Origin of the sequence: uncultured Exiguobacterium sp., from assembly GCF_964277885.1 — a bacterium.
Taxonomy (GTDB): Bacteria; Bacillota; Bacilli; order Exiguobacteriales; family Exiguobacteriaceae; genus Exiguobacterium_A.
Map to the genome: position 1 here is coordinate 195,000 of NZ_CAXYJR010000005.1, position 18,609 is coordinate 213,608.

At 48.0% G+C, this 18,609-nt stretch carries 17 protein-coding genes; 13 read left to right on the plus strand and 4 right to left on the minus strand.

Annotation, left to right across the window (positions count from 1 at the left end):
• Positions 1–8 precede the first annotated feature (8 nt).
• On the plus strand, positions 9–377 hold the full coding sequence (locus ACHWTJ_RS02775) for a hypothetical protein (protein ID WP_294740294.1): 369 nt from the start codon (positions 9–11) through the stop codon (positions 375–377).
• Here the strand turns inward: ACHWTJ_RS02775 and ACHWTJ_RS02780 are convergent, their stop codons facing one another.
• Complete coding sequence (locus tag ACHWTJ_RS02780) at positions 378–1,271, minus strand: helix-turn-helix domain-containing protein (protein ID WP_294740295.1); 894 nt, start codon at positions 1,269–1,271, stop codon at positions 378–380.
• A 367-nt stretch (positions 1,272–1,638) separates the two neighbouring features.
• Here ACHWTJ_RS02780 and ACHWTJ_RS02785 point away from each other — a divergent pair, with 367 nt between their 5' ends.
• Together ACHWTJ_RS02785 and ACHWTJ_RS02790 are read left to right on the plus strand one after the other, a co-directional pair.
• Complete coding sequence (locus tag ACHWTJ_RS02785) at positions 1,639–2,844, plus strand: hypothetical protein (RefSeq protein WP_394679076.1); 1,206 nt, start codon at positions 1,639–1,641, stop codon at positions 2,842–2,844.
• Positions 2,837–3,571, plus strand: a complete 735-nt coding sequence (locus ACHWTJ_RS02790; RefSeq protein WP_294744839.1) for a hypothetical protein — start codon at positions 2,837–2,839, stop codon at positions 3,569–3,571. Before ACHWTJ_RS02785 ends, ACHWTJ_RS02790 begins: the two co-directional genes overlap by 8 nt.
• A 506-nt stretch (positions 3,572–4,077) precedes the next feature.
• Here ACHWTJ_RS02790 and ACHWTJ_RS02795 read toward each other — a convergent pair.
• Positions 4,078–4,497, minus strand: a complete 420-nt coding sequence (locus ACHWTJ_RS02795; protein ID WP_394679077.1) for a helix-turn-helix domain-containing protein — start codon at positions 4,495–4,497, stop codon at positions 4,078–4,080.
• Positions 4,498–4,703: 206 nt separating this feature from the next.
• Between ACHWTJ_RS02795 and ACHWTJ_RS02800 the strand changes: the two genes are divergently transcribed.
• Both ACHWTJ_RS02800 and ACHWTJ_RS02805 read left to right on the plus strand, forming a co-directional pair.
• The gene (locus ACHWTJ_RS02800) at positions 4,704–5,228 is read left to right on the plus strand and encodes a VanZ family protein (protein WP_294740299.1); all 525 of its coding nucleotides are present in this window, start codon (positions 4,704–4,706) and stop codon (positions 5,226–5,228) included.
• 16 nt (positions 5,229–5,244) lie between these two features.
• Positions 5,245–6,240: an ATP-grasp domain-containing protein gene (locus ACHWTJ_RS02805; RefSeq protein WP_394679078.1), complete on the plus strand. Its 996-nt coding sequence runs from the start codon at positions 5,245–5,247 to the stop codon at positions 6,238–6,240.
• 62 nt (positions 6,241–6,302) lie between these two features.
• On the opposite strand, the gene ACHWTJ_RS02810 is transcribed toward ACHWTJ_RS02805, so the two are convergent.
• Both ACHWTJ_RS02810 and ACHWTJ_RS02815 read right to left on the minus strand, forming a co-directional pair.
• Positions 6,303–7,061, minus strand: coding sequence for a homing endonuclease associated repeat-containing protein (locus ACHWTJ_RS02810; protein WP_394679079.1), 759 nt, complete (start codon positions 7,059–7,061; stop codon positions 6,303–6,305).
• 28 nt (positions 7,062–7,089) lie between these two features.
• Positions 7,090–8,358, minus strand: a complete 1,269-nt coding sequence (locus tag ACHWTJ_RS02815) for an O-antigen ligase family protein (protein WP_394679080.1) — start codon at positions 8,356–8,358, stop codon at positions 7,090–7,092.
• Between the two features lie 338 nt (positions 8,359–8,696).
• On the opposite strand from ACHWTJ_RS02815, the gene ACHWTJ_RS02820 reads away from it, so the two are divergent.
• The 8 genes from ACHWTJ_RS02820 to ACHWTJ_RS02855 are packed head-to-tail and all read left to right on the plus strand — an operon-like array spanning position 8,697 to position 18,604.
• Entirely contained in the window at positions 8,697–9,332 is a 636-nt protein-coding gene (locus ACHWTJ_RS02820; RefSeq protein ID WP_294744073.1) for a YveK family protein, read from the plus strand.
• A gap of 16 nt (positions 9,333–9,348) precedes the next feature.
• The gene (locus tag ACHWTJ_RS02825) at positions 9,349–11,214 is read left to right on the plus strand and encodes a nucleoside-diphosphate sugar epimerase/dehydratase (RefSeq protein WP_294744071.1); all 1,866 of its coding nucleotides are present in this window, start codon (positions 9,349–9,351) and stop codon (positions 11,212–11,214) included.
• Between the two features lie 15 nt (positions 11,215–11,229).
• Entirely contained in the window at positions 11,230–12,489 is a 1,260-nt protein-coding gene (locus tag ACHWTJ_RS02830; RefSeq protein ID WP_294744848.1) for an oligosaccharide flippase family protein, read from the plus strand.
• 12 nt (positions 12,490–12,501) lie between these two features.
• A complete protein-coding gene (locus ACHWTJ_RS02835) occupies positions 12,502–13,788 on the plus strand; it encodes a phospholipid carrier-dependent glycosyltransferase (RefSeq protein WP_294744068.1) in 1,287 nt (428 codons plus the stop codon).
• Positions 13,778–14,812, plus strand: a complete 1,035-nt coding sequence (locus ACHWTJ_RS02840) for an NAD-dependent epimerase (RefSeq protein WP_294744066.1) — start codon at positions 13,778–13,780, stop codon at positions 14,810–14,812. The genes ACHWTJ_RS02835 and ACHWTJ_RS02840 overlap by 11 nt, the downstream gene beginning before the upstream one ends.
• Positions 14,802–16,151, plus strand: coding sequence for a phenylacetate--CoA ligase family protein (locus tag ACHWTJ_RS02845; protein ID WP_294744064.1), 1,350 nt, complete (start codon positions 14,802–14,804; stop codon positions 16,149–16,151). Before ACHWTJ_RS02840 ends, ACHWTJ_RS02845 begins: the two co-directional genes overlap by 11 nt.
• A gap of 12 nt (positions 16,152–16,163) precedes the next feature.
• Positions 16,164–17,507: a nucleotide sugar dehydrogenase gene (locus tag ACHWTJ_RS02850; protein ID WP_294744061.1), complete on the plus strand. Its 1,344-nt coding sequence runs from the start codon at positions 16,164–16,166 to the stop codon at positions 17,505–17,507.
• Positions 17,495–18,604, plus strand: a complete 1,110-nt coding sequence (locus ACHWTJ_RS02855) for a glycosyltransferase family 4 protein (RefSeq protein WP_294744060.1) — start codon at positions 17,495–17,497, stop codon at positions 18,602–18,604. Before ACHWTJ_RS02850 ends, ACHWTJ_RS02855 begins: the two co-directional genes overlap by 13 nt.
• Positions 18,605–18,609: the final 5 nt, after the last annotated feature.

Sequence of the window (18,609 nt, forward strand, 5' to 3'; positions counted from 1 at the left end):
TAACTTATATGAACTTGAAAAAGAAATTAGGTTTAGCAATCGCCGCATTATCATTGACGACGACTGTTGGTGTAAGCGCTATGAATCAGTTAGGGCATAAAGACGTAGCGATTGAACGCTTACCACTCGAATATTCTGTTAAGCGTGACGTAGCGATCGAGCGCTTACCACTTGAGTACTCTATCAAACGTGACGTAGCAATCGAGCGCTTACCACTTGAGTACGCTGTCAAACGTGACGTAGCAATTGAGCGTTTACCACTTGAGTACTCTATCAAACGTGACGTAGCGATCGAGCGCTTACCACTTGAGTACGCTGTCAAGCGTGACGTAGCGATTGAGCGTCTTCCACTAGAGTATTCTACAAAACGAGCTTAATTATTCACTCGAATCGATAGTATTTTTCAAATAGTTATTTCGTACTGATAAAATAATTTTTTTATAATGGTTCATGTTGAGTAAGTCACATAAGAAATATGCTTTATCATATGCATCGAGAATACCTTCTTTTGAGGCACCAAGTCTCTCTAAACAATCTCCTTTTTGAGAATACAATTGACCTAAAAGAGACATATCTTTAAATTTGAGACTTTCGTCGATCGCTTCATCAATTAATTGTAAAGCTTGGTCATGTTTTGAAAACTCTAATAAAATTTTCGAGAAATTATACATGATTCTAATTTTCTCAGTGGCTAAATCATCGCTATCGAAATTTAACTTTAAGATTTCCTCATACACGTTAATGCTGTGCTGGTAGCTCTTGTTTTCAGAATACAGGTTTGCGATAGCTGACTTAATACGAATTAGCATATTAGGTGAATAATGAGAAGTTAGATAATCTGCAGATAGATTTTGGAGCTCGACGATACACGTTCGATAATCGATTTTTTGAAGCCGATATGAGCAAAGGTAATAATAGTATTTGTACAGTAAGACATATTCAAAAGATGAATCATGTTTTTCTAAAATTGTTTGACTTTCTTTGTAAATAGATTCAAAATCTAAATTTCTAAAACGATATAGTAAATCTTCATCGATTGTTTTAAGCGAATCTTGTTGGCGATTAGGATCTAAAAATGCGGAGATTGAAACGTGTAATCGCTTTGATAAAGCATACAATAACTCAATCGTCGGTGAATGCGTACCACTCTCGATTTTACTGATCTCTGCTTGACTGCAAATTCCGCTAGCTAAGTCCTTTTGCGTCAAATTATGTTTTTTGCGCAGACGGCGTAACGCTAAACCGATTTGCGGCGACGTGAACTGCTCCATCAGATCCTCGTCCTTTCATGAAGAATGAACTGTTACTCAGTACTCCTATTATAGGAGTGAACGAATAGGGATACCATAGATTTACTTGATTTTCTATCAATGTTTCATCACCCGTCGTATTTGATTCAGAAAGGGGTACATCCATGACACTCATCTTAAAAGAAACGCGACGTAACATGACTTCTTGCGCTTGGTGTCTCAATGCTGCTACTGTCTCTGTCGCCCCCTTGGCTCATCGGGAAATGGATCGAACTATCGCTAAAGCTAAAAAACCAAGAAACAAGACAGCTTAAATCATTCTAAGGACTTCATTCGTAGTTGGAATGAGGTTCTTTTTATATGATTGAAGTAGGAGAGGAGTGAACATATGATTGGAATCACAATCGTATCGGAACAAGATGGTTGGTTACAGCGGTTACGACCATCTTCAGCGATGAGACACTTTTGTGAAGCGCATCGTTTTTCTCTGGATGCCTTTGATTACGATAGTCATACTTTCCAAGATGTACTGGACTATATGAATTTTCAAGAATACGAACATTTTCTCTTCATCCTTCAAGGGGAAGGGGAGCGGACGTTGCGACTTGTGGCTTATTTACAACAACAGATGCTACACGTTCAGTTTCATCTCATTCGCCCGGAGGGGGAAATCGTATTTGGACAGCCTGACTTTTTCAATGGACTGGAACTCCCTCGCGTATCAGACGACGAAAAACCCGTCATACCGATCGTTCAGAACGAAGTGTTGTCGCTGATGACAGGTGTTCATCCCCATTCTTCGCCTGTTCAACGACAACCGTTACGGCATGTGTATATCGAAGACAGCTCATTACTAAAACAAATTCCGGCAGCATTGTTTAACTCGATGACCGTAAACAGTATCGTTTATTTGGATCATCCGATGCGTCATGATTTGCCAATCATTGAGTTGATGAGTCGCACACCAGTCCTGATTACTTTTGCGGATCAGTTCTCTCCGACGATCGACATGCGACTCGACATCCTATCTCGCGAAGAGATCATCCGACGATTCGAGCGATGGAAAACGACCGGCTGGATTCAAAATGAACGATTCGCCGGTATATTGGACTATGCGACACAATCTGGGGCGGACAGTTCGCATCGACTATTTTTCTTTAAAGACGGCATCTATGCGGATCGTCAGAAAGCGGAGCGATTCAGCTCAGACCTCACATCGCCTGTAACAAGAAATGCTGGGCAGTCAGGAAGAAGGGATGCGTTCGCTACACAAAGGGAATTGAACTTGTTTCCTCTGTTATATCAACTGGCCGGATCATTTTCTGGAGAAAGTCGATTCATCACCCCGTATTCCGATTTAGAACTACCGCGAACGCTTGGACGCATTGGTCCGTTGACACTGATCGGTATTCAGAATGAAGAAGGATATTTTGCTTTTGAGATGACATCGATGCGCTTATTCGAGACGAATGAAGCCTTTCTTTGGATTCTTGAAGCCGATCAGAAGGAGCGATTTGACCTACTGCCGGAACGTCTCGGGGCTGATTATGAAGAAGCGATTCAGCACTATAAGGAGCTGGTCTACCATGAGTAATGTGTTATTTGGTCCATTTTTAAGAAAAGGTAGCTATTCTCGCGTTGAAGTATTGGATCATATGTATGCGGATGAACGTTTTGGTCATCTCTATCAAGAAGCAAAACAAATCACGGAAATCGATGAATTGACATTTTATCGGCGTTATCTACAAAAGGAAGAGACAATCCTCTTTTACGGTACGTTTGATCCAAGGCTCTTTAATCTCTTATCTGACGAGGGGTACGATTTATACTTGATTGAGTCGGAAATGATTCGCACCCAACAAATTGATTCCAACTACCGTCATAAAGTGTATGGTTGGAGTCATGATGTGACGGATGTCGTAGGTCCAGAATTTTTTGATCGTATCGTCCTTCCGGGAACGACCATCATGCATTACAACCGCGGAGAACTTCTGTTGTTCTTCCGTAATATCCGACAGCTCCTTAGTACGAATGGACGACTACTCGTATCGTTGTATCATCTTCCTTATCTCCGGCAGATGGAACAATCGATCTCGACACGACGGATGAATGAAACGTTATTGTTTTTTGGTCATTATGTGGACGGTGAACGATTGTTATTCAATGCCTATTTGAAATCAGGGAACGAAGAAAAAGTCAGCTATGCAATTGATTATTTATATAAGCCTGAAACCTTATTTGAATTTGCAAAATTATCACGTTATGAAGGGCATTTCCTTTATGAAGGAAATACGATCGTCATTCTTGAATTCAGAAAATAGGAACGGTTCGGTAGTAGATGTACGACCTAATTTTAAAATATAAGTATTAAATTAGTTTTAATAGGTCTAAAGACAGGGTATTGTGATACAGAAGTTTTGTATTATGATTCAAAGTACATCATGAGAAAGAGGAGTCGGATCATCATGGGAAATCAGGGCGAAACTATCTTTCAAGAAAGCTGTCTATCGTTCATTGAGACTTTGTTTCCAGACGAATCCTTTCATTTCCTAGAAGAATCGAAAGCGACGGATGCTTTCGGACATCACGGTGTCCAATTGTTTTTTTCTTCAGAACACCGAACGTTAAAATTCAGCATTCTCCAACAGTCACATCAACGATATGATCGAGTATTCGTTTCTGAAAAAACCGTGCAAAATACATTTTTTCGGAGGCTGCTGGAGGCGACATACGAAGAAAATCAATTGTACATCGATCATGTCGTTAAAACAGACTAATGCATAGAGAAAGGCATGGGAAGCGTCCACTCCCCATGCCCTTTTTGTGTTTACGCCTCTATGGATCCGGAACCACGCTTTAACGCATGATCAATCGAGGTCGCCATCTCTTCCCGTACGCTCGTCGAGATGAGAATACCATCGAAATAAATGTCTTTCGATAAACTCAGGTGAACGAGTAGATCTTCTAAAATGAATTTTAGGTCAAGCGGCTTCGTCGGTTCTATCGCTTGTTGCATGAACTCATTCAAAGATGGATGCTGTACATGCTTTGGATCAATCAAATCGATGATTGTCGTATTTAAAGCAAGGGCCAAACGTTCGAGGGACTGCGGTGTCGGCATACGCTGACCACGTTCGTACGCCGAAATCGTCGTTGCAGTTTCACCACATTTTTCAGCTAAGTGCTTTTGCGTATACTTGTGCTGTTTTCGTAGTTGCATGATTTTTTTACCAAGTGCGCGGTTCATAGCGCTTCACTCCTATTCTTCAGGTCATCGTGTATAGTACTAATTAACCATTTAAGATATAGAAGAAACCTTTGAAATGTAAAAAAACGTTTTTATCAGGAAACAAAATATCATAAACTCCAAAAAAGTGGTTTTTTATGCTGGTAATCAATAGGTTAGAATATCTTACGGTTGTAAAAAATGAACCAAAACAAAGGAGTGTCTTCATGAAAAAAATCACATGGTCCGGTTATGTCGTCCTTGCCGTCCTATTGATCCTCTTCATCTCGAGTTCAATGCCGTATCAAGCGCAATCCATCAAACCAGGGTTATCACGATTCATTCCGTTAGGATTCGTCGATCATCTGCGTTTCATCTCCTTTTCCTATCATGGAGAAGTCAGTGTCGCCGCACTCGGACGCAGTGGATTCATTGAGTTTTTCATCCGAAAAGCAGCCCATGTCTCGACATTTCTCGTATTAGGGATCGGATTGATCGATTTGACACGTCGTCGCCTGACACCAGGACTTGCCGTCTTGTTCGCCTATTCGTTAGCGATCATGGTCGCTGTTTTTGATGAATTCCATCAAATCTTGACGGGGGACCGGACAGGACTCATCCAAGATGTCTTACTCGATGGAACGGGTGCCTTGATTGGAATCGGCTGTTATTTACTCATCTATGGGAAAAAAGCCCGACGCCAAGCAGGAAGTCTTTCCTTCCGGCACGAAAAGAACAGGCATCACTTTTAACGAAGGAGACTGCCCTATGAAGACTTCTCACTTGTTGATGACGAGCGTTGGTCGCCGGACGAAGCTGGTCGAGTATTTCGTCCGTGAGATGCCGGACGGTCATGTCAGTACCGCGGATTGTAGTCCACTCGCACCGGGCCTCTATATGACAGAACGTCATCATCTTGTCCCCCGCATCGATGCACCGGATTATATCGATCACTTATTAGAATTGTGTCAGCGCGAACAGGTGACGGCGCTATTGTCATTGATTGATCCTGAACTGGAATTGCTAGCAGCAGCGACGGAACGATTTGAAGCAATTGGTGTCACGGTCCTCGTCTCATCGATGGATGCCTGTCGTCTCTGTTTCGACAAGTACGCGATGTATACGTTTTGTGTTGCGGAAGGGATTGCGCATGCGCGGACATACGTGACGCTCGATGCGTTTAAAAACGCACTTGCGCAAGGAGAAGTCGAGTTTCCAGTCTTCGTCAAACCACGCAATGGGAGTGCTAGTCTCCATGTCCAAGCTGTCGCCTCCTTTGAGGTCGTCGAAGGACTGTTTGCCGTTCATCCGGATTTATTGATTCAGGAATACTTAAAAGGGCAAGAACTTGGTGTTGATGTCTATGTCGACTGGTTGACGCATGAAGTGACGGATATCTTCATCAAGGAGAAACTTGTTATGCGTGCTGGAGAAACTGATAAGAGTCGCTCCGTCAAACGCGACGATGTCTTTGAATTGATTGAGCATGTCTTAGCAGGAACTGGTCTCGTCGGACCGCTTGATTTCGATCTGTTCGATGTCGACGGAACGCTCTACCTATCGGAAATCAATCCGCGATTCGGTGGAGGGTATCCTCATGCCTATGAATGCGGCGTCAATTTTCCGAAAGCGATCCAAAACAATCTCCATGGAAAACGCAATCCCCGACGTATCGGGGCATATGCGGAAGATATCTATTTGTTGAAGCACGACACGGTGACGCTGTTGCCTGCGTCTCTGCTTGAGCAAATCAAAAAACCATAAGCGTACGAAAAAGGAGTGATCCGGTAGCATACCGGGTCACTCCTTTTAGGTAGAGGAGTAAGTCAGGAAAGAGAGACGCGTGCACGCTTGAGGCATTGCACGGCGGAGGTCCAGCTACCGAAGAGCGCGTTGATCGTCGAGGTACTCGGAACCGAGCGACCTTCTGCCCATTTCCGATAATGAATGATGCTGAGAGAAGGTAATTCTTCTTGTGCCTGACGCAGTGCTTCAAGGACATCTTCTTCGACCCATTTCCGGCGAGGTGGTGCGATGTCGAGGCAAGCGAGGGCATCTGCCCATGAACCGTATTTACGGGCAATCGTCGCGACTGTCGGATGTCCATTTTCCTGTGCCCAAATGGCATATGTCTGTGTCGTTAAACGGGGGAGGACATCAGAAGCTTCGAGTAAAGCGGTGATGATCCGTTCTTCCGTCATCGAGATGGAGCGTGTCATCTCGATTTGTGCTTCTTCGAGCGCACGTGACCAAGAACCGAAACGTAAATTGATCAACGTCAAGGAGGGTCCGTGTTTTGCTTTTGCCCATTCCCGGTAGCTGTTACTATGGAAAGGGTGCAATCGTGTCGATGCTTCCTTGATGAAAGCAAGGATCTCTTCATCTGAAAAGTAAGGACGGATTGATGAGAGACCAGCCGCTTGGAGTGCTTCACGCCAAGAACCGAATACATTTATGATCGTCGTGATTGACGGAATTTCTTTTCCGACTGACCAGCGCGCATACGTCTTTGCGTCGAGAGCGGGATATTCGATACTAGCTTCGATCAGGCTATCGATGACTTGTTGTTCTGTCCATTTCTTCATGATGTCATACCCCTTTCGTGTAGGTGCTCTAGGTGTGGGTACTGTCGTGAGGTGGAAGTCGACGAAGCGACGTATAAGCGAGAAGGCTGAGCCAAATGAAATAAAATCCACTCGGTCTGACGAGAATACTTTCCGTAAATTGAAGCAGTCCAAGCCAGCTAGCGAGCAGCAGTGCAAGAAACGCAAGATCCGTCGTCTGAATGCGAACTAGTCGGTAGAACAGATACAGAAAGACTGCACCGTACAGAAAACAACCAATGAGTCCGAATTCATAAAGATAGGTGATTGGTGTGCTGTGGAACGTATAAAGAACTTGTTCGTTCAGTTGCTCCTGCAGTCCGCGTGGGGCACTTCCGATTCCGTGACCAAACCAAAGTGAATCAGCGGAAGCGCGCCATCCTGCTTGCCAGAGCGTAAATCGTCCGTTGAGACTGAGCAAACGGGGAAGCAGTCCTTGAAACGCAAAGACAGCTAGGAGAATAAAGCTTCCCGTTACGTAACACGCCGTCACCTGCAACCGTCGTCTCGTTCCTGGAACCATTCGAATGCTCGTCAGCAGAGCAAGGAGGAGAAAAGAATAGATTCCTGTCTGCGAACCGCTTCTGAGTAACGCGATGATGATGAGAAGTAGGGGAATAGCGTGCAGAAAGCTGTGCCGACGCGGAAACTGTTTGAGCAGATAGAACCAAGCAAACAGTCCGCCTGGAACGAGCCACGCTGCAAACGTATTCGGATTGTTCATCAGACCAGCGAGGCGAAGGAATGAGCCTTGTTCCCCGACGTACAGTTGAGGAAATGACAAAGGACCGATCCGAAGCCATTGCAGGTTTTCGACCGGGACATACTCTGAACCAAATGAGACGATGAGGGCATAGGAAGCGAGAAAGACGGCTTGTCCATAAAGAAAGTGATATAAAAGACGTTGCCATTGCTCGATCGATGTACGCGAGAGTGAAGAGACGATGCCAACGAACAGCCAAGTCGAAATGAGGTAAAGCGAAGCAAGAATACGATCCGTATTCGCGTTAAAAAAGAAAAAAACGATATGAAATGTCAGATAAATCAGAAAAATAAGCGCAATTTGATGTCCAGTCGCTCGACTGGCGCGATAGAGCGGTCGTAAGATGAACCAACAAACGCTGAACAAAACGATGTAGACGGGAAGCAACCAAAGAGACCACTGTTTCGGCAACACTTCATCCGTGAAGGATAAGGGACGAATCCAAGCATCGAGCATAATCCAAACGACTAGGATGGATAAGACAAACGATGTGGGTATATTGGCTGATTTTAACATGATTTCTAAAGACTATCCACCCTTCATATAGGACTTATTACCGATTTAAGCACTTTTTAATCATCAAATTGGTATTTACCCTTATCTTTCAAAAAATCATGCGTATAAATGAAACAACATTAAGAAAAACGTGATCATTTTTTCGTGAATCGCGTTTTTTTCGTGACACGAATTCCTACCGTGAACTTGCGTCACGCAAGCGAGATAGCTATCGAAAAAAATATAATCATTTCCACCAAGCTCTAATTGTTTTGGGAGTCGATTGGAAATAAGGTGTAGACATAACCAATGTCCATCCATTCGGTCAAGCCAGAAAGAGGTGAACAACAGTGAGCTCGATGCATCAAAGAAAAACCTTCGGAGATCACCTGACGACGCTTCGACGCGGTTGGTGGCTACTGGCACTCTTCATGATTCTCTTCGCAGGTGCCGGATATGCACTCAGCACGTATGTCATTCCGAAGACATATGAAGCGACAGCCTACATCCTCGTCGTTCCTCAAGCGAACGCAGAGGCAACATCGACGCCGACTCTCGTCAGTACCTATCAAGATATCCTACGAAGCCCAGAGGTCGTCGATCAGGTCGCTCAAAAGATGAATGTCACCGACAAACGATTATTTGATTTGACGGATCGTTTGACGGTCTCGAGCAATCTCGATTCGCAAGTCATCGCCTTATCCGTTAAGGATCGTTCAGCGAAGCAAGCAGCAATCCAAGCAAATACGATGACGGAAGTCTTTCAAGACTATCTCCCACAACTGATCAATACAAGTAAAACGGAAGTCTTCTCCAACGCACGGATTCCGACAAAACCTGTATCACCGAATATTCTAATGAATACAGGAATCGGCGGTGTCCTGGGTTTGATGCTTGGTCTACTGATCGTCTACTCCCGTTCTTTAAGTAAAAAAGAAGTAGCCCGTGAAGCTACTGACAGTTATCCGAAAGCTATCCCCCGCACGCATTCATGAGAGAGGAGCTATCGTCATGCAGCAGTCCCCGTTCACCCCGTATCGTCGGCAGCTGAAAATCGGACTCCTTCGCCTGATCGATGCCGGAATCATCGCACTCGCGACAGTCGTTACGTTCTACTTCTTCAATCCGCTCCATCTCACTGTCAACTTCGAGTTGCAGGATGCACTCGAAATCGCACTCATTCAGTGGATCGCTCTTACCTTTGTTGCCTATTGGATGCGTTTCTATCAAATCATTTGGCGCTATGCGAGTCTTCGTGATCTCGCTGTTCTCCTCGTCGTCGTCCTCGCCAGCAGCTTCGTTCTTCTTGGTCTTGAATACGCGCTGTTCGACTTTGCGGTCGAACGGGCGATCTTCTTACAGACCGGACTCGTCTTGAACGGTATCTTATTCGTCCGGCTGTTGATTCGTGGACGTAGCTTAAGACTCGTCCCTGACAATAAGACGCTTGGAAAGCGAACGCTGATCATCGGTGCTGGGGCCTCTGGTCAGATGATCACAAAAGAATTGAAACAAAAGAAATCGCACATCTTAAACGTCGTCGGACTACTTGATGATTCACTCGAACTACGCGGGATGCGGGTTCACGGTGTTCCCGTCATCGGAGCAATCGAACAACTCGAATGTATCATCGAAGAACAAAAGATTGAAGCAGTCGTCCTCGCAATTCCATCGTTACCTTATCCGCAGCGAGTTGAATTGCTGAACCGGATCAAACAGACACAAGTCGAGGCGCATACGTTACCGATGCTTGTCGAACTGGCATCCGGAAAAGTCTCGATTAAACAGATCCGTGAAGTTTCGATCGCTGACTTACTTGGTCGGGAACCCGTCGAACTCGATATTACGGAAATTGAACGAAGCGTGCATGGCGCGACAGTCCTCGTCACCGGTGCTGGTGGTTCGATTGGTTCCGAGATTTGTCGGCAACTGATTCGTTTCCGTCCCGAACGGCTCGTTCTTCTCGGACACGGCGAAAACAGCATCTACCTGATCCGTCGGGAGCTCGAGTGTCTCAGCCGAGACATTCAGTTCGAATCCGTCATCGCCGATGTGCAGGACAGTGACCGAATGCTTGAAGTCATGCGACGGTTCGAACCAGACCTCGTCTATCACGCGGCAGCTCATAAGCACGTACCACTGATGGAAGATAACCCGAGCGAAGCCGTCAAGAACAACATCTACGGGACGCGCAACGTCGCTCGAGCTGCAGAAGCAGCTGGGGTCAAACGATTCGTGATGATCTCGACCGATAAGGCCGTCAATCCGACGAGTGTGATGGGTGCAACGAAACGAATCGCCGAGATGGTCATTCAGCAGATGGCTAGAAACAGCGAAACGACGTTCGCCGTCGTCCGGTTCGGAAACGTCCTTGGGAGCCGTGGTTCCGTCATTCCACTTTTTAAGGAACAAATCGCAAAAGGTGGGCCGATTACGATCACAGATCCCCGGATGACACGTTACTTCATGACGATCCCGGAGGCGAGTCGTCTCGTTATCCAAGCGAGTGTTCTCGCGAAAGGTGGCGAAGTGTTCGTCCTCGATATGGGTGAACCGGTCCACATCACGACACTGGCGAAGAATTTGATTCACTTGAGTGGATTCACGGAAGAACAGATTCCGATCGTCTACAGCGGAATTCGAAAAGGAGAGAAACTATACGAGGAACTGCTGGCTCGCGATGAGGTGCATGACGAACTCGTCTTCGACAAGATTCTCGTCGGAAAGACCCGACCTTTTGGAACCGTCGACCCATACTTGCGGGAGATTGCCCAAGCACTCGGTCAGGACGAAGCGCTCCGTCAGTATTTGTTAGACATCACGAACGAAACCGAATCGGATCCGGTCGCACCGACGATGCGGATTGCTCGCAAATAGAGAGGAGGGGAAACGATGAAAACAGCCCGGCTGTCCCGCTTCAATCTCATCTTCATTGCCGATACGGCGTATTCCTTACACCAATGGATGATTTTAACGCTCCTGATCAAATGGAGTACGCCACTCAATATCGGTTACTTCAATTACGCCCTTGCCATCACCGCGCCGATCGTCATGTTCTGTTGGCTGAATGCTAGTACAATCCTGACGGCAGAACGGGCTGGACTGACGAACTTTTGGCTCTTCATCAAGACACGATTCTCACTCCTTTCAGCTGGTGTGTTCGTTCTTCTGGGGATCTATTATTTCTTCGGTGAAGCAAACATCTTACTCCTGACATTACTCGTCTATCTGAATAAGTACATGGAGTCGTTCGCGGATCTCGGTTATGGCTTCTTGCAAGGACACACCGCCTTCAAGGAAGTCGCCATATCGAAAATCTTCCGCAGTCTCCTGAACGTCTCGGGCGCAGCACTCGTCCTCTTCACGACGCATTCAATCCACGGATTCGTCATCGCCTTGATCGCCGGTAACTTGATCATGTTACTCGTCTACGATTTACCGACGATCCGCCGGGTCGGTCGAGGTTTTGACAACCAAGCGCTCGACTTACGATACCGCTCCGGTAAGGAATTATTCTTCAAAGCGATGCCACTCGGGTTCGTCGCTCTCCTGATTGCCTTAAATGCAAACATTCCACGACTGTTCGTCGGGCACGCGATTGGGACGGAAGAGCTTGGGTATTACGCGAGCATCGCCTATCTACTCGTACTCGGTAGTCTATTCATCCACTCCTTGATTGCCGTCTTATTGCCGAACTTCTCGTCCGAAACGGGCGAGCGCCAAAGTTTACCGGAACTGCGCAAGCTGACTCGATCGATGTTACTGATGACGAACGTCGTTGGCATCCTCCTGATTCTCGGAGCCATCTTTTTCGGCAAGTGGGGCTTGACGATTTTCTACAACGCGTCGTTCGTCAAATATCATCTGATTTTCGTCTTGATGATGGTCGCGTCGCTGTTCTTCTATAACTCGACCGTCATTCAGGCACTTCTGACCGGCTTCCAGCAGTTCCGGATCCAGACACTCTCGATCTTCGGTAGTGTCGTCGTCAATCTTGTCGCATGTAGCCTGTTGATTCCGTTGTACGGACTATACGGTGCGACGATCGCATACACCTTGTGCGCTGTCACTCAGATCGTCTTACTCTTACCAGCGCTCTATCGCTCGTTGTATCCACGAAACGTCGCCCTCGTCATCGAACAAAGCAGCTAAGGAGGGAAGAAGATGCGACCAATTTTACTACTCATCGTCATCGAAGCGCTCGTTTGTCAATTTGCCCGGTCGCTCTTCCCAGACACCTACGTGACTGCCTTGCTGCTTATCAACTCGGTGTTGTTTCTCTATTATCTACTCCGTCAGGCCGAGACGACGCCACTCTATCTCGTCTTCATCACCGCCTTTTTCGTTCGACTCGTCCTGATGTTCATCGATCTTGAGCTGTTCCGTTTGCCGCCACACAGCGGGGACGATACGGAAGCCTTTCATCTCGAAGGTGTCCAAATCTTCACCGACCCGTCGACCTTCAATGATGTCGTTCGTGGCACCTATTCCAAATTTCTCGGAATCTTCTACTTGATGTTCGGACCGGAACGAATTCTCGCTCAGTTCTTCAACGTCATCCTCGGTGTCGTCGCCGTCGTTATCCTAGCGAAGACGCTGAAACGATTACGCTTATCGGAACGATACGTATTCGCAGCAACATTCATCTTTGCGTTCTTCCCGCAAGGCTTGTTGCTCTCGCCGATCCTCTTACGCGATCAGATCGTCGCTCTCGGAATCGTCTATACACTCTATTACATGGTGCGCTGGACGGAAGAAAAATCCGGCAGACAGATGATTCTCGCGTATCTTGGCTACTTCGTCAGTACGATATTCCACTCTGGTCTCGCCGTCGGAATCGTCGTCTTACTCGTTTACTTCTCGTTTTACAGTCATGAGACCAGACGAATGGATTTCGAACCGACGAAGGTACAGCGGTTGATCTTCCAAGTGCTCATCGTCGGCTTCATCGTCTACAGTTTCCAGGACGTCTTGTTCGCGAAGTTCACGCACGTCTCAGAAAACGGACAGTTGTTCAGCGGAATGAGCTTCGATCGTGGCGGCTCCGCATACTTGAACGGATTGACGGTGACAGGTCCAGTCGACATGATTCTCTACTCACCGATCCGGATGATCTACTTCCTGTTCTCGCCGTTCCCGTGGCAATGGTCGAGTGTCATGAATATCTTGATTTTCTTCCTCGACGCCATCTTCTACTTTATCGCCTGTTTTGCGATCGTTCGATCGTTCAAACTGATCCGTCAACATCCGTTCGGTAGCGTCCTCTTCTTCTTTTTCCTTCTCTTTATGCTCAATGCTCTCGTTTTCGGTCTTGGAACCGGAAACGTCGGAACGGCCATCCGGCACCGGTATAAGTTGTTCCCGATGTTACTCATCGTCTACACATCCGTTCACTACATGCGCCTTCAAGCGCGCCACTACTTCGAGGAGGTTGAACACCGTGCCGAATAAAACGATTTTGATCACAGGTATCGCTGGCTTCATTGGATTTCACGCCGCACGCCGTTTCATCCGAGAGGGTTACCGGGTCGTCGGACTCGATGAAGTAAACGCCTATTATGACCCGACGTTAAAGGAAGCCCGACTCGCGGAACTCGGAACGAACTACACATTTTACCGAGTTTCACTTGAAGAGACAGCAGCCGTCGCACGGATCTTTGAACAGGAATCGATTGATCTCGTACTTCATCTGGCAGCACAGGCAGGGGTACGCTACAGCATCGATCGACCAGACGTCTACATGACATCAAACATCGTCGGTTTTCTCTCGATTTTAGAAGCCTGTCGCCATCACCCGGTCGAGCAGCTAATCTACGCTTCTTCGAGTTCCGTCTATGGATCGAATACGAAGATGCCATTCGCGACGACGGATGCCGTTGACCATCCGCTAAGTCTTTATGCCGCCTCGAAGAAAGCGAACGAGCTAATGGCACACACCTACAGTAGTCTCTACGGGATCAAGACGACTGGACTTCGCTTCTTCAGTGTCTATGGACCGTGGGGACGTCCGGATATGGCACTGTTCAAGTTCACGGAAGCGATCGCGAAAGGGGAACCAATCGATCTCTACAACTACGGTGAGATGGGACGGGACTTCACCTACGTCGACGATATCATCGAAAGCATCTATCGTCTGTTCCAGACTGAACCGGAAGTCGATGAGTTGTTCGATGCGTCAAACCCGTTGCCGGATCGCAGTAACGTTCCGTACCGCGTCTACAACATCGGTAGCCACAGTCCGATTCGCTTAAATGAATTCGTCGCCTTGATTGAACGGCGACTCGGTAAGAAGGCAATCAAAAACGGAATGCCACTCCAACCGGGTGACGTTCCGGAAAGTTTCGCGGATGTCTCCTCACTATTCGAGACGATCGGCTACCGTCCACAGACGACGGTCGAAGCAGGTGTCAACGCATTCATCGACTGGTACGAAAGCCACTATCAGCTAAAGGAGGAAATCCAAGATGGCGCTTAAAGAGGAATTCTACTATCGCTCTCCAATCTTTATCCAAAATTGGTTGACTTCTTTATACGGTCGGAAATTGATGCAAGAGCGATACGGTCCCTTTTATGAGCAGAAGATGAAGGAATTGCGAACGAAGGACCGGACGCAGGATTACCAGGTGGAACAACTCGATCGATTGAATACATTCCTCGCTTTCGTCGCAACGCATACGCCATATTACACACAGCTCTTCCATGAGCATGGGATTCAATTGCCGTTCACATCACTTGAGCAGCTGAAGACGATTCCGATCCTTGAAAAAGAGACGCTTCGTCAAAATAATGATGCCTTCATGTCGCGTGTCGATGCGCCGGTACGCGGCAGAACAGGAGGAACGAGCGGGAAGTCGCTTCAAGTCGCATTCATGCGTGAGGATGTTCAAGAACGAATGGCGCATCTTGATTACTTCAAGGAACTTCATGGCTTCCACGCCGGGATGCGCCGGGCGAGCTTCACGGGGCGGACGCTGACAGCCGTTGATCAGACGAAACCGATCTTTTGGCGGATGAACCGCCCACTCAATCAGTTACTCGTTTCGATCTTTCACATGAAGGAAGAGAACTTCCCTGCCTATATCGAGGAACTGAATCGATTCCAGCCGCAAGCACTGGATGGCACACCGACGGCGATGGTTGAAATCGCCCGTTATATTCTGAAACACCATATTCAGCTCGATATTCCGCTGATCGCCATCTTCCCGACATCAGAAACGGTGACGGAAGAGATGCGCTCCGTTCTCGAAGAAGCCTTCCGCGCACCGGTCTTCGATCAATATGGTTCTTCAGAAGGGGCACCGATCATCTCAGAATGTCGTCATAAAAAACTGCATCTGCATCACGAAACAGGCATCATCGAACCGTATGGAGAGGACGGAGAAGTCGTCGTCACCTGTTTTACGACGCGCGGCACACCACTGATTCGTTACCGGATCGGTGACCGGATGACACTCAGTGACGAGACATGCAGCTGTGGACTAAATGGACCGATCATCGCTTCAATCGATGGAAGGGGAACGAGTTATATCGTCAGTGAGAAGCGGGGCAAGGTCTTCGAAGGGGATATCACGACGATTGCCCGCGAACTACCGAACTCGGTCCTACGACTCCAAGTCGAACAGCACGCGTTGAATCACGTGACACTCCGGTACATTCCTGACGTCAAACGTTTCCATCCGAAACACGAACAGATCCTCTTGAACGAGATGCGCAAGCTACTTGGCTCCGATATGAAAATCGTCCTCGAGCCCGTCGAACAAGTGAAACAAGAACCGAACGGAAAAACGTTGATCGTCAAACAGTCGATGAAATAGGAGGAACCCACCATGAACAAGGCAGTCAAACACATCGTAGATACGACAGCAGCCCAAACTGGTTCACTTCCCATTGCCAACCGTTCGATTGCCGTCGTCGGACTCGGATACGTCGGTCTTCCCGTCGCCGTCGCCTTCGGCGAAAAAACAGCCGTCGTCGGCTTTGACATCAAGGAACAACGCGTTCAAGAACTGCAAGAAGGCATCGACGCGACACTCGAGCTGAGTCCCTTCACGTTGAAAAACGCAACCGTCGACTACGTCTCAGATCCATCGGCACTGCAAGCGAGTGACTTCATCATCATCGCCGTTCCGACACCAATCAATGCGCAGAATCAACCAGACTTGACGCCACTCTTACGGGCCTCGCATCTCGTCGGCCGCCAGCTTAATAAAGGCGACATCGTCGTCTATGAGTCGACGGTCTACCCAGGAGCGACGGAAGAAGATTGCATCCCGGTCCTTGAAGAAGCATCCGGCTTACGCGCTGGCGTCGACTTCTTCGTCGGCTACTCACCGGAGCGGATCAATCCGGGTGACCACGAGCATACTTTCAAGACGATCCAAAAAATCGTTTCGGCTCAGGATGAACAGACACTCGACATCGTCGCAGAAGTCTACGAAGCGGTCGTTGAAGCCGGTGTCCACCGTGCCTCATCGATCAAGGTCGCAGAAGCCGCAAAAATCATCGAAAACACACAGCGCGATCTCAACATCGCCTTGATGAACGAACTGGCGATCATCTTCGACCGGATGGACATCGATACGCTCGAAGTCCTCGAAGCAGCCGGTACGAAATGGAACTTCCTTCCGTTCCGCCCGGGTCTTGTCGGTGGTCACTGTATCGGCGTCGATCCATTCTATCTGACGATGAAAGCTGAGTCGCTCGGCTATCACCCAGAAGTCATCCTCGCCGGACGCCGGATTAACGATACGATGGGACGCTTCATCGCAACAGCGCTCGTCAAGAACTTGATTAAACAGAATATGCCGGTCCTCGGTGCTCGTGTCACGATCCTCGGCTTATCGTTCAAGGAGAACGTCAGCGATATCCGCAACTCGAAAGTCGCGAATCTTGTCCGTGAAATCGAAGAGTTCGGCATCGACGTCCAGGTGACGGATCGACTCGTCGAAAAAAGTGAGGCGAAACGCGAGTACGGTATTGATTTACTTGAGATGAGTGAACTCAAACCAGCCGATGTCGTCATCTTCGCCGTCTCACACGAAGAATACGTCGAAGGCGGTTGGAATCTAGCGCAACACTTACTGAAGGTCGGACGCGGGATCGTCGTCGACATCAAAGGCATGTTACCACGGTCAGAACAGCCAGAGGGGGTCCACGTATGGCGCCTCTAAAAATCCTTCAAGTCTGTGCCCTTGATACGACGGCAGAGACAATGTTGCAGCCACTCTTACTCGCTTTACAAAACGCCGGTCACGACGTCGGCATCGCCTGTTCCGACACCGGTGCCTCGGCAAAACTGGCAGCAAAGGGATTTCGGATGCATGACATTCCGATTGAACGCCGGATCGACTGGACGAGTAATTGGCGGACAATCCGGGAAATCACACGAATCTTGAAGGAGGACGGCTATGACGCCGTCCATGTCCACACACCGGTCGCGGCCGCCCTCGGGCGCGTTGCGGCGAAGCGGGCCGGGACGAAGCATATCGTTTATACAGCGCACGGCTTTTACTTCCATGAAAAGATGAGTCGGATGACGTATCAGCTGACGTACTCCGTTGAAAAGTGGCTGGCTCGTTTTGCGACCGATTACCTGCTCCTTCAAAGCGAAGAAGATTATCAACTCGCACAACGTAAACGCTTTAAGGCGAACACCCGGCTGATGCATCTCGGAAACGGCATCGACTTGACCCGCTTCTATCCACGACCACGTGAAGCGGGAGCACCATTTACGTTCCTGTTCATCGGACGGATTGTTGAAGAGAAGGGGATTCTCGAACTACTCGATGCGTTCGAGGAGGTCGTCTACCGTCACCCGGAAGCCCGCCTCGTCATCGCCGGTGAAATGATGGCGAGCGAGCGGGATCAGACAACGAAGCACCATTTTTTACGGCGGATTCGCGAGATTCCGAACGTCGACTATCTCGGATTCGTCGAAGATGTACCGACCTTGTTCCAACAAGTCGATGCTTTCGTTTTACCGTCGCATCGCGAAGGCGTACCACGATCGATCATTGAAGCGATGGCGAGTGCAAAGCCCGTCATTGCGACAAACATCCGCGGCTGCCGCGAAGAGGTCGTCGAGGGGAAGACAGGATATCTCGTCGAAGTCCGCGACATCGCAAAACTCGCCAAACGAATGAATTCACTTGTCGAACACCCGGACCGTGCCAACGAGATGGGACGGAACGGATTTGACCGTGCCATGAAACATTTCAACGAAGCCGACGTCATCAAACGACAACTTGATCTCTTTTCAGCTATGTAAAAGGA

Coding starts and splice junctions, on each gene's coding strand:
- ACHWTJ_RS02855 (WP_294744060.1), top strand. CDS start 17,495: ATGGCGCCTCTAAAAATCCTTCAAGTCTGTGCCCTTGATACGACGGCA.
- ACHWTJ_RS02820 (WP_294744073.1), top strand. CDS start 8,697: ATGCATCAAAGAAAAACCTTCGGAGATCACCTGACGACGCTTCGACGC.
- ACHWTJ_RS02800 (WP_294740299.1), top strand. CDS start 4,704: ATGAAAAAAATCACATGGTCCGGTTATGTCGTCCTTGCCGTCCTATTG.
- ACHWTJ_RS02775 (WP_294740294.1), top strand. CDS start 9: ATGAACTTGAAAAAGAAATTAGGTTTAGCAATCGCCGCATTATCATTG.
- ACHWTJ_RS02835 (WP_294744068.1), top strand. CDS start 12,502: ATGCGACCAATTTTACTACTCATCGTCATCGAAGCGCTCGTTTGTCAA.
- ACHWTJ_RS02815 (WP_394679080.1), bottom strand. CDS start 8,358: ATGTTAAAATCAGCCAATATACCCACATCGTTTGTCTTATCCATCCTA.
- ACHWTJ_RS02830 (WP_294744848.1), top strand. CDS start 11,230: ATGAAAACAGCCCGGCTGTCCCGCTTCAATCTCATCTTCATTGCCGAT.
- ACHWTJ_RS02780 (WP_294740295.1), bottom strand. CDS start 1,271: ATGGAGCAGTTCACGTCGCCGCAAATCGGTTTAGCGTTACGCCGTCTG.
- ACHWTJ_RS02790 (WP_294744839.1), top strand. CDS start 2,837: ATGAGTAATGTGTTATTTGGTCCATTTTTAAGAAAAGGTAGCTATTCT.
- ACHWTJ_RS02805 (WP_394679078.1), top strand. CDS start 5,245: ATGAAGACTTCTCACTTGTTGATGACGAGCGTTGGTCGCCGGACGAAG.
- ACHWTJ_RS02850 (WP_294744061.1), top strand. CDS start 16,164: ATGAACAAGGCAGTCAAACACATCGTAGATACGACAGCAGCCCAAACT.
- ACHWTJ_RS02810 (WP_394679079.1), bottom strand. CDS start 7,061: ATGAAGAAATGGACAGAACAACAAGTCATCGATAGCCTGATCGAAGCT.
- ACHWTJ_RS02825 (WP_294744071.1), top strand. CDS start 9,349: ATGCAGCAGTCCCCGTTCACCCCGTATCGTCGGCAGCTGAAAATCGGA.
- ACHWTJ_RS02785 (WP_394679076.1), top strand. CDS start 1,639: ATGATTGGAATCACAATCGTATCGGAACAAGATGGTTGGTTACAGCGG.
- ACHWTJ_RS02845 (WP_294744064.1), top strand. CDS start 14,802: ATGGCGCTTAAAGAGGAATTCTACTATCGCTCTCCAATCTTTATCCAA.
- ACHWTJ_RS02795 (WP_394679077.1), bottom strand. CDS start 4,497: ATGAACCGCGCACTTGGTAAAAAAATCATGCAACTACGAAAACAGCAC.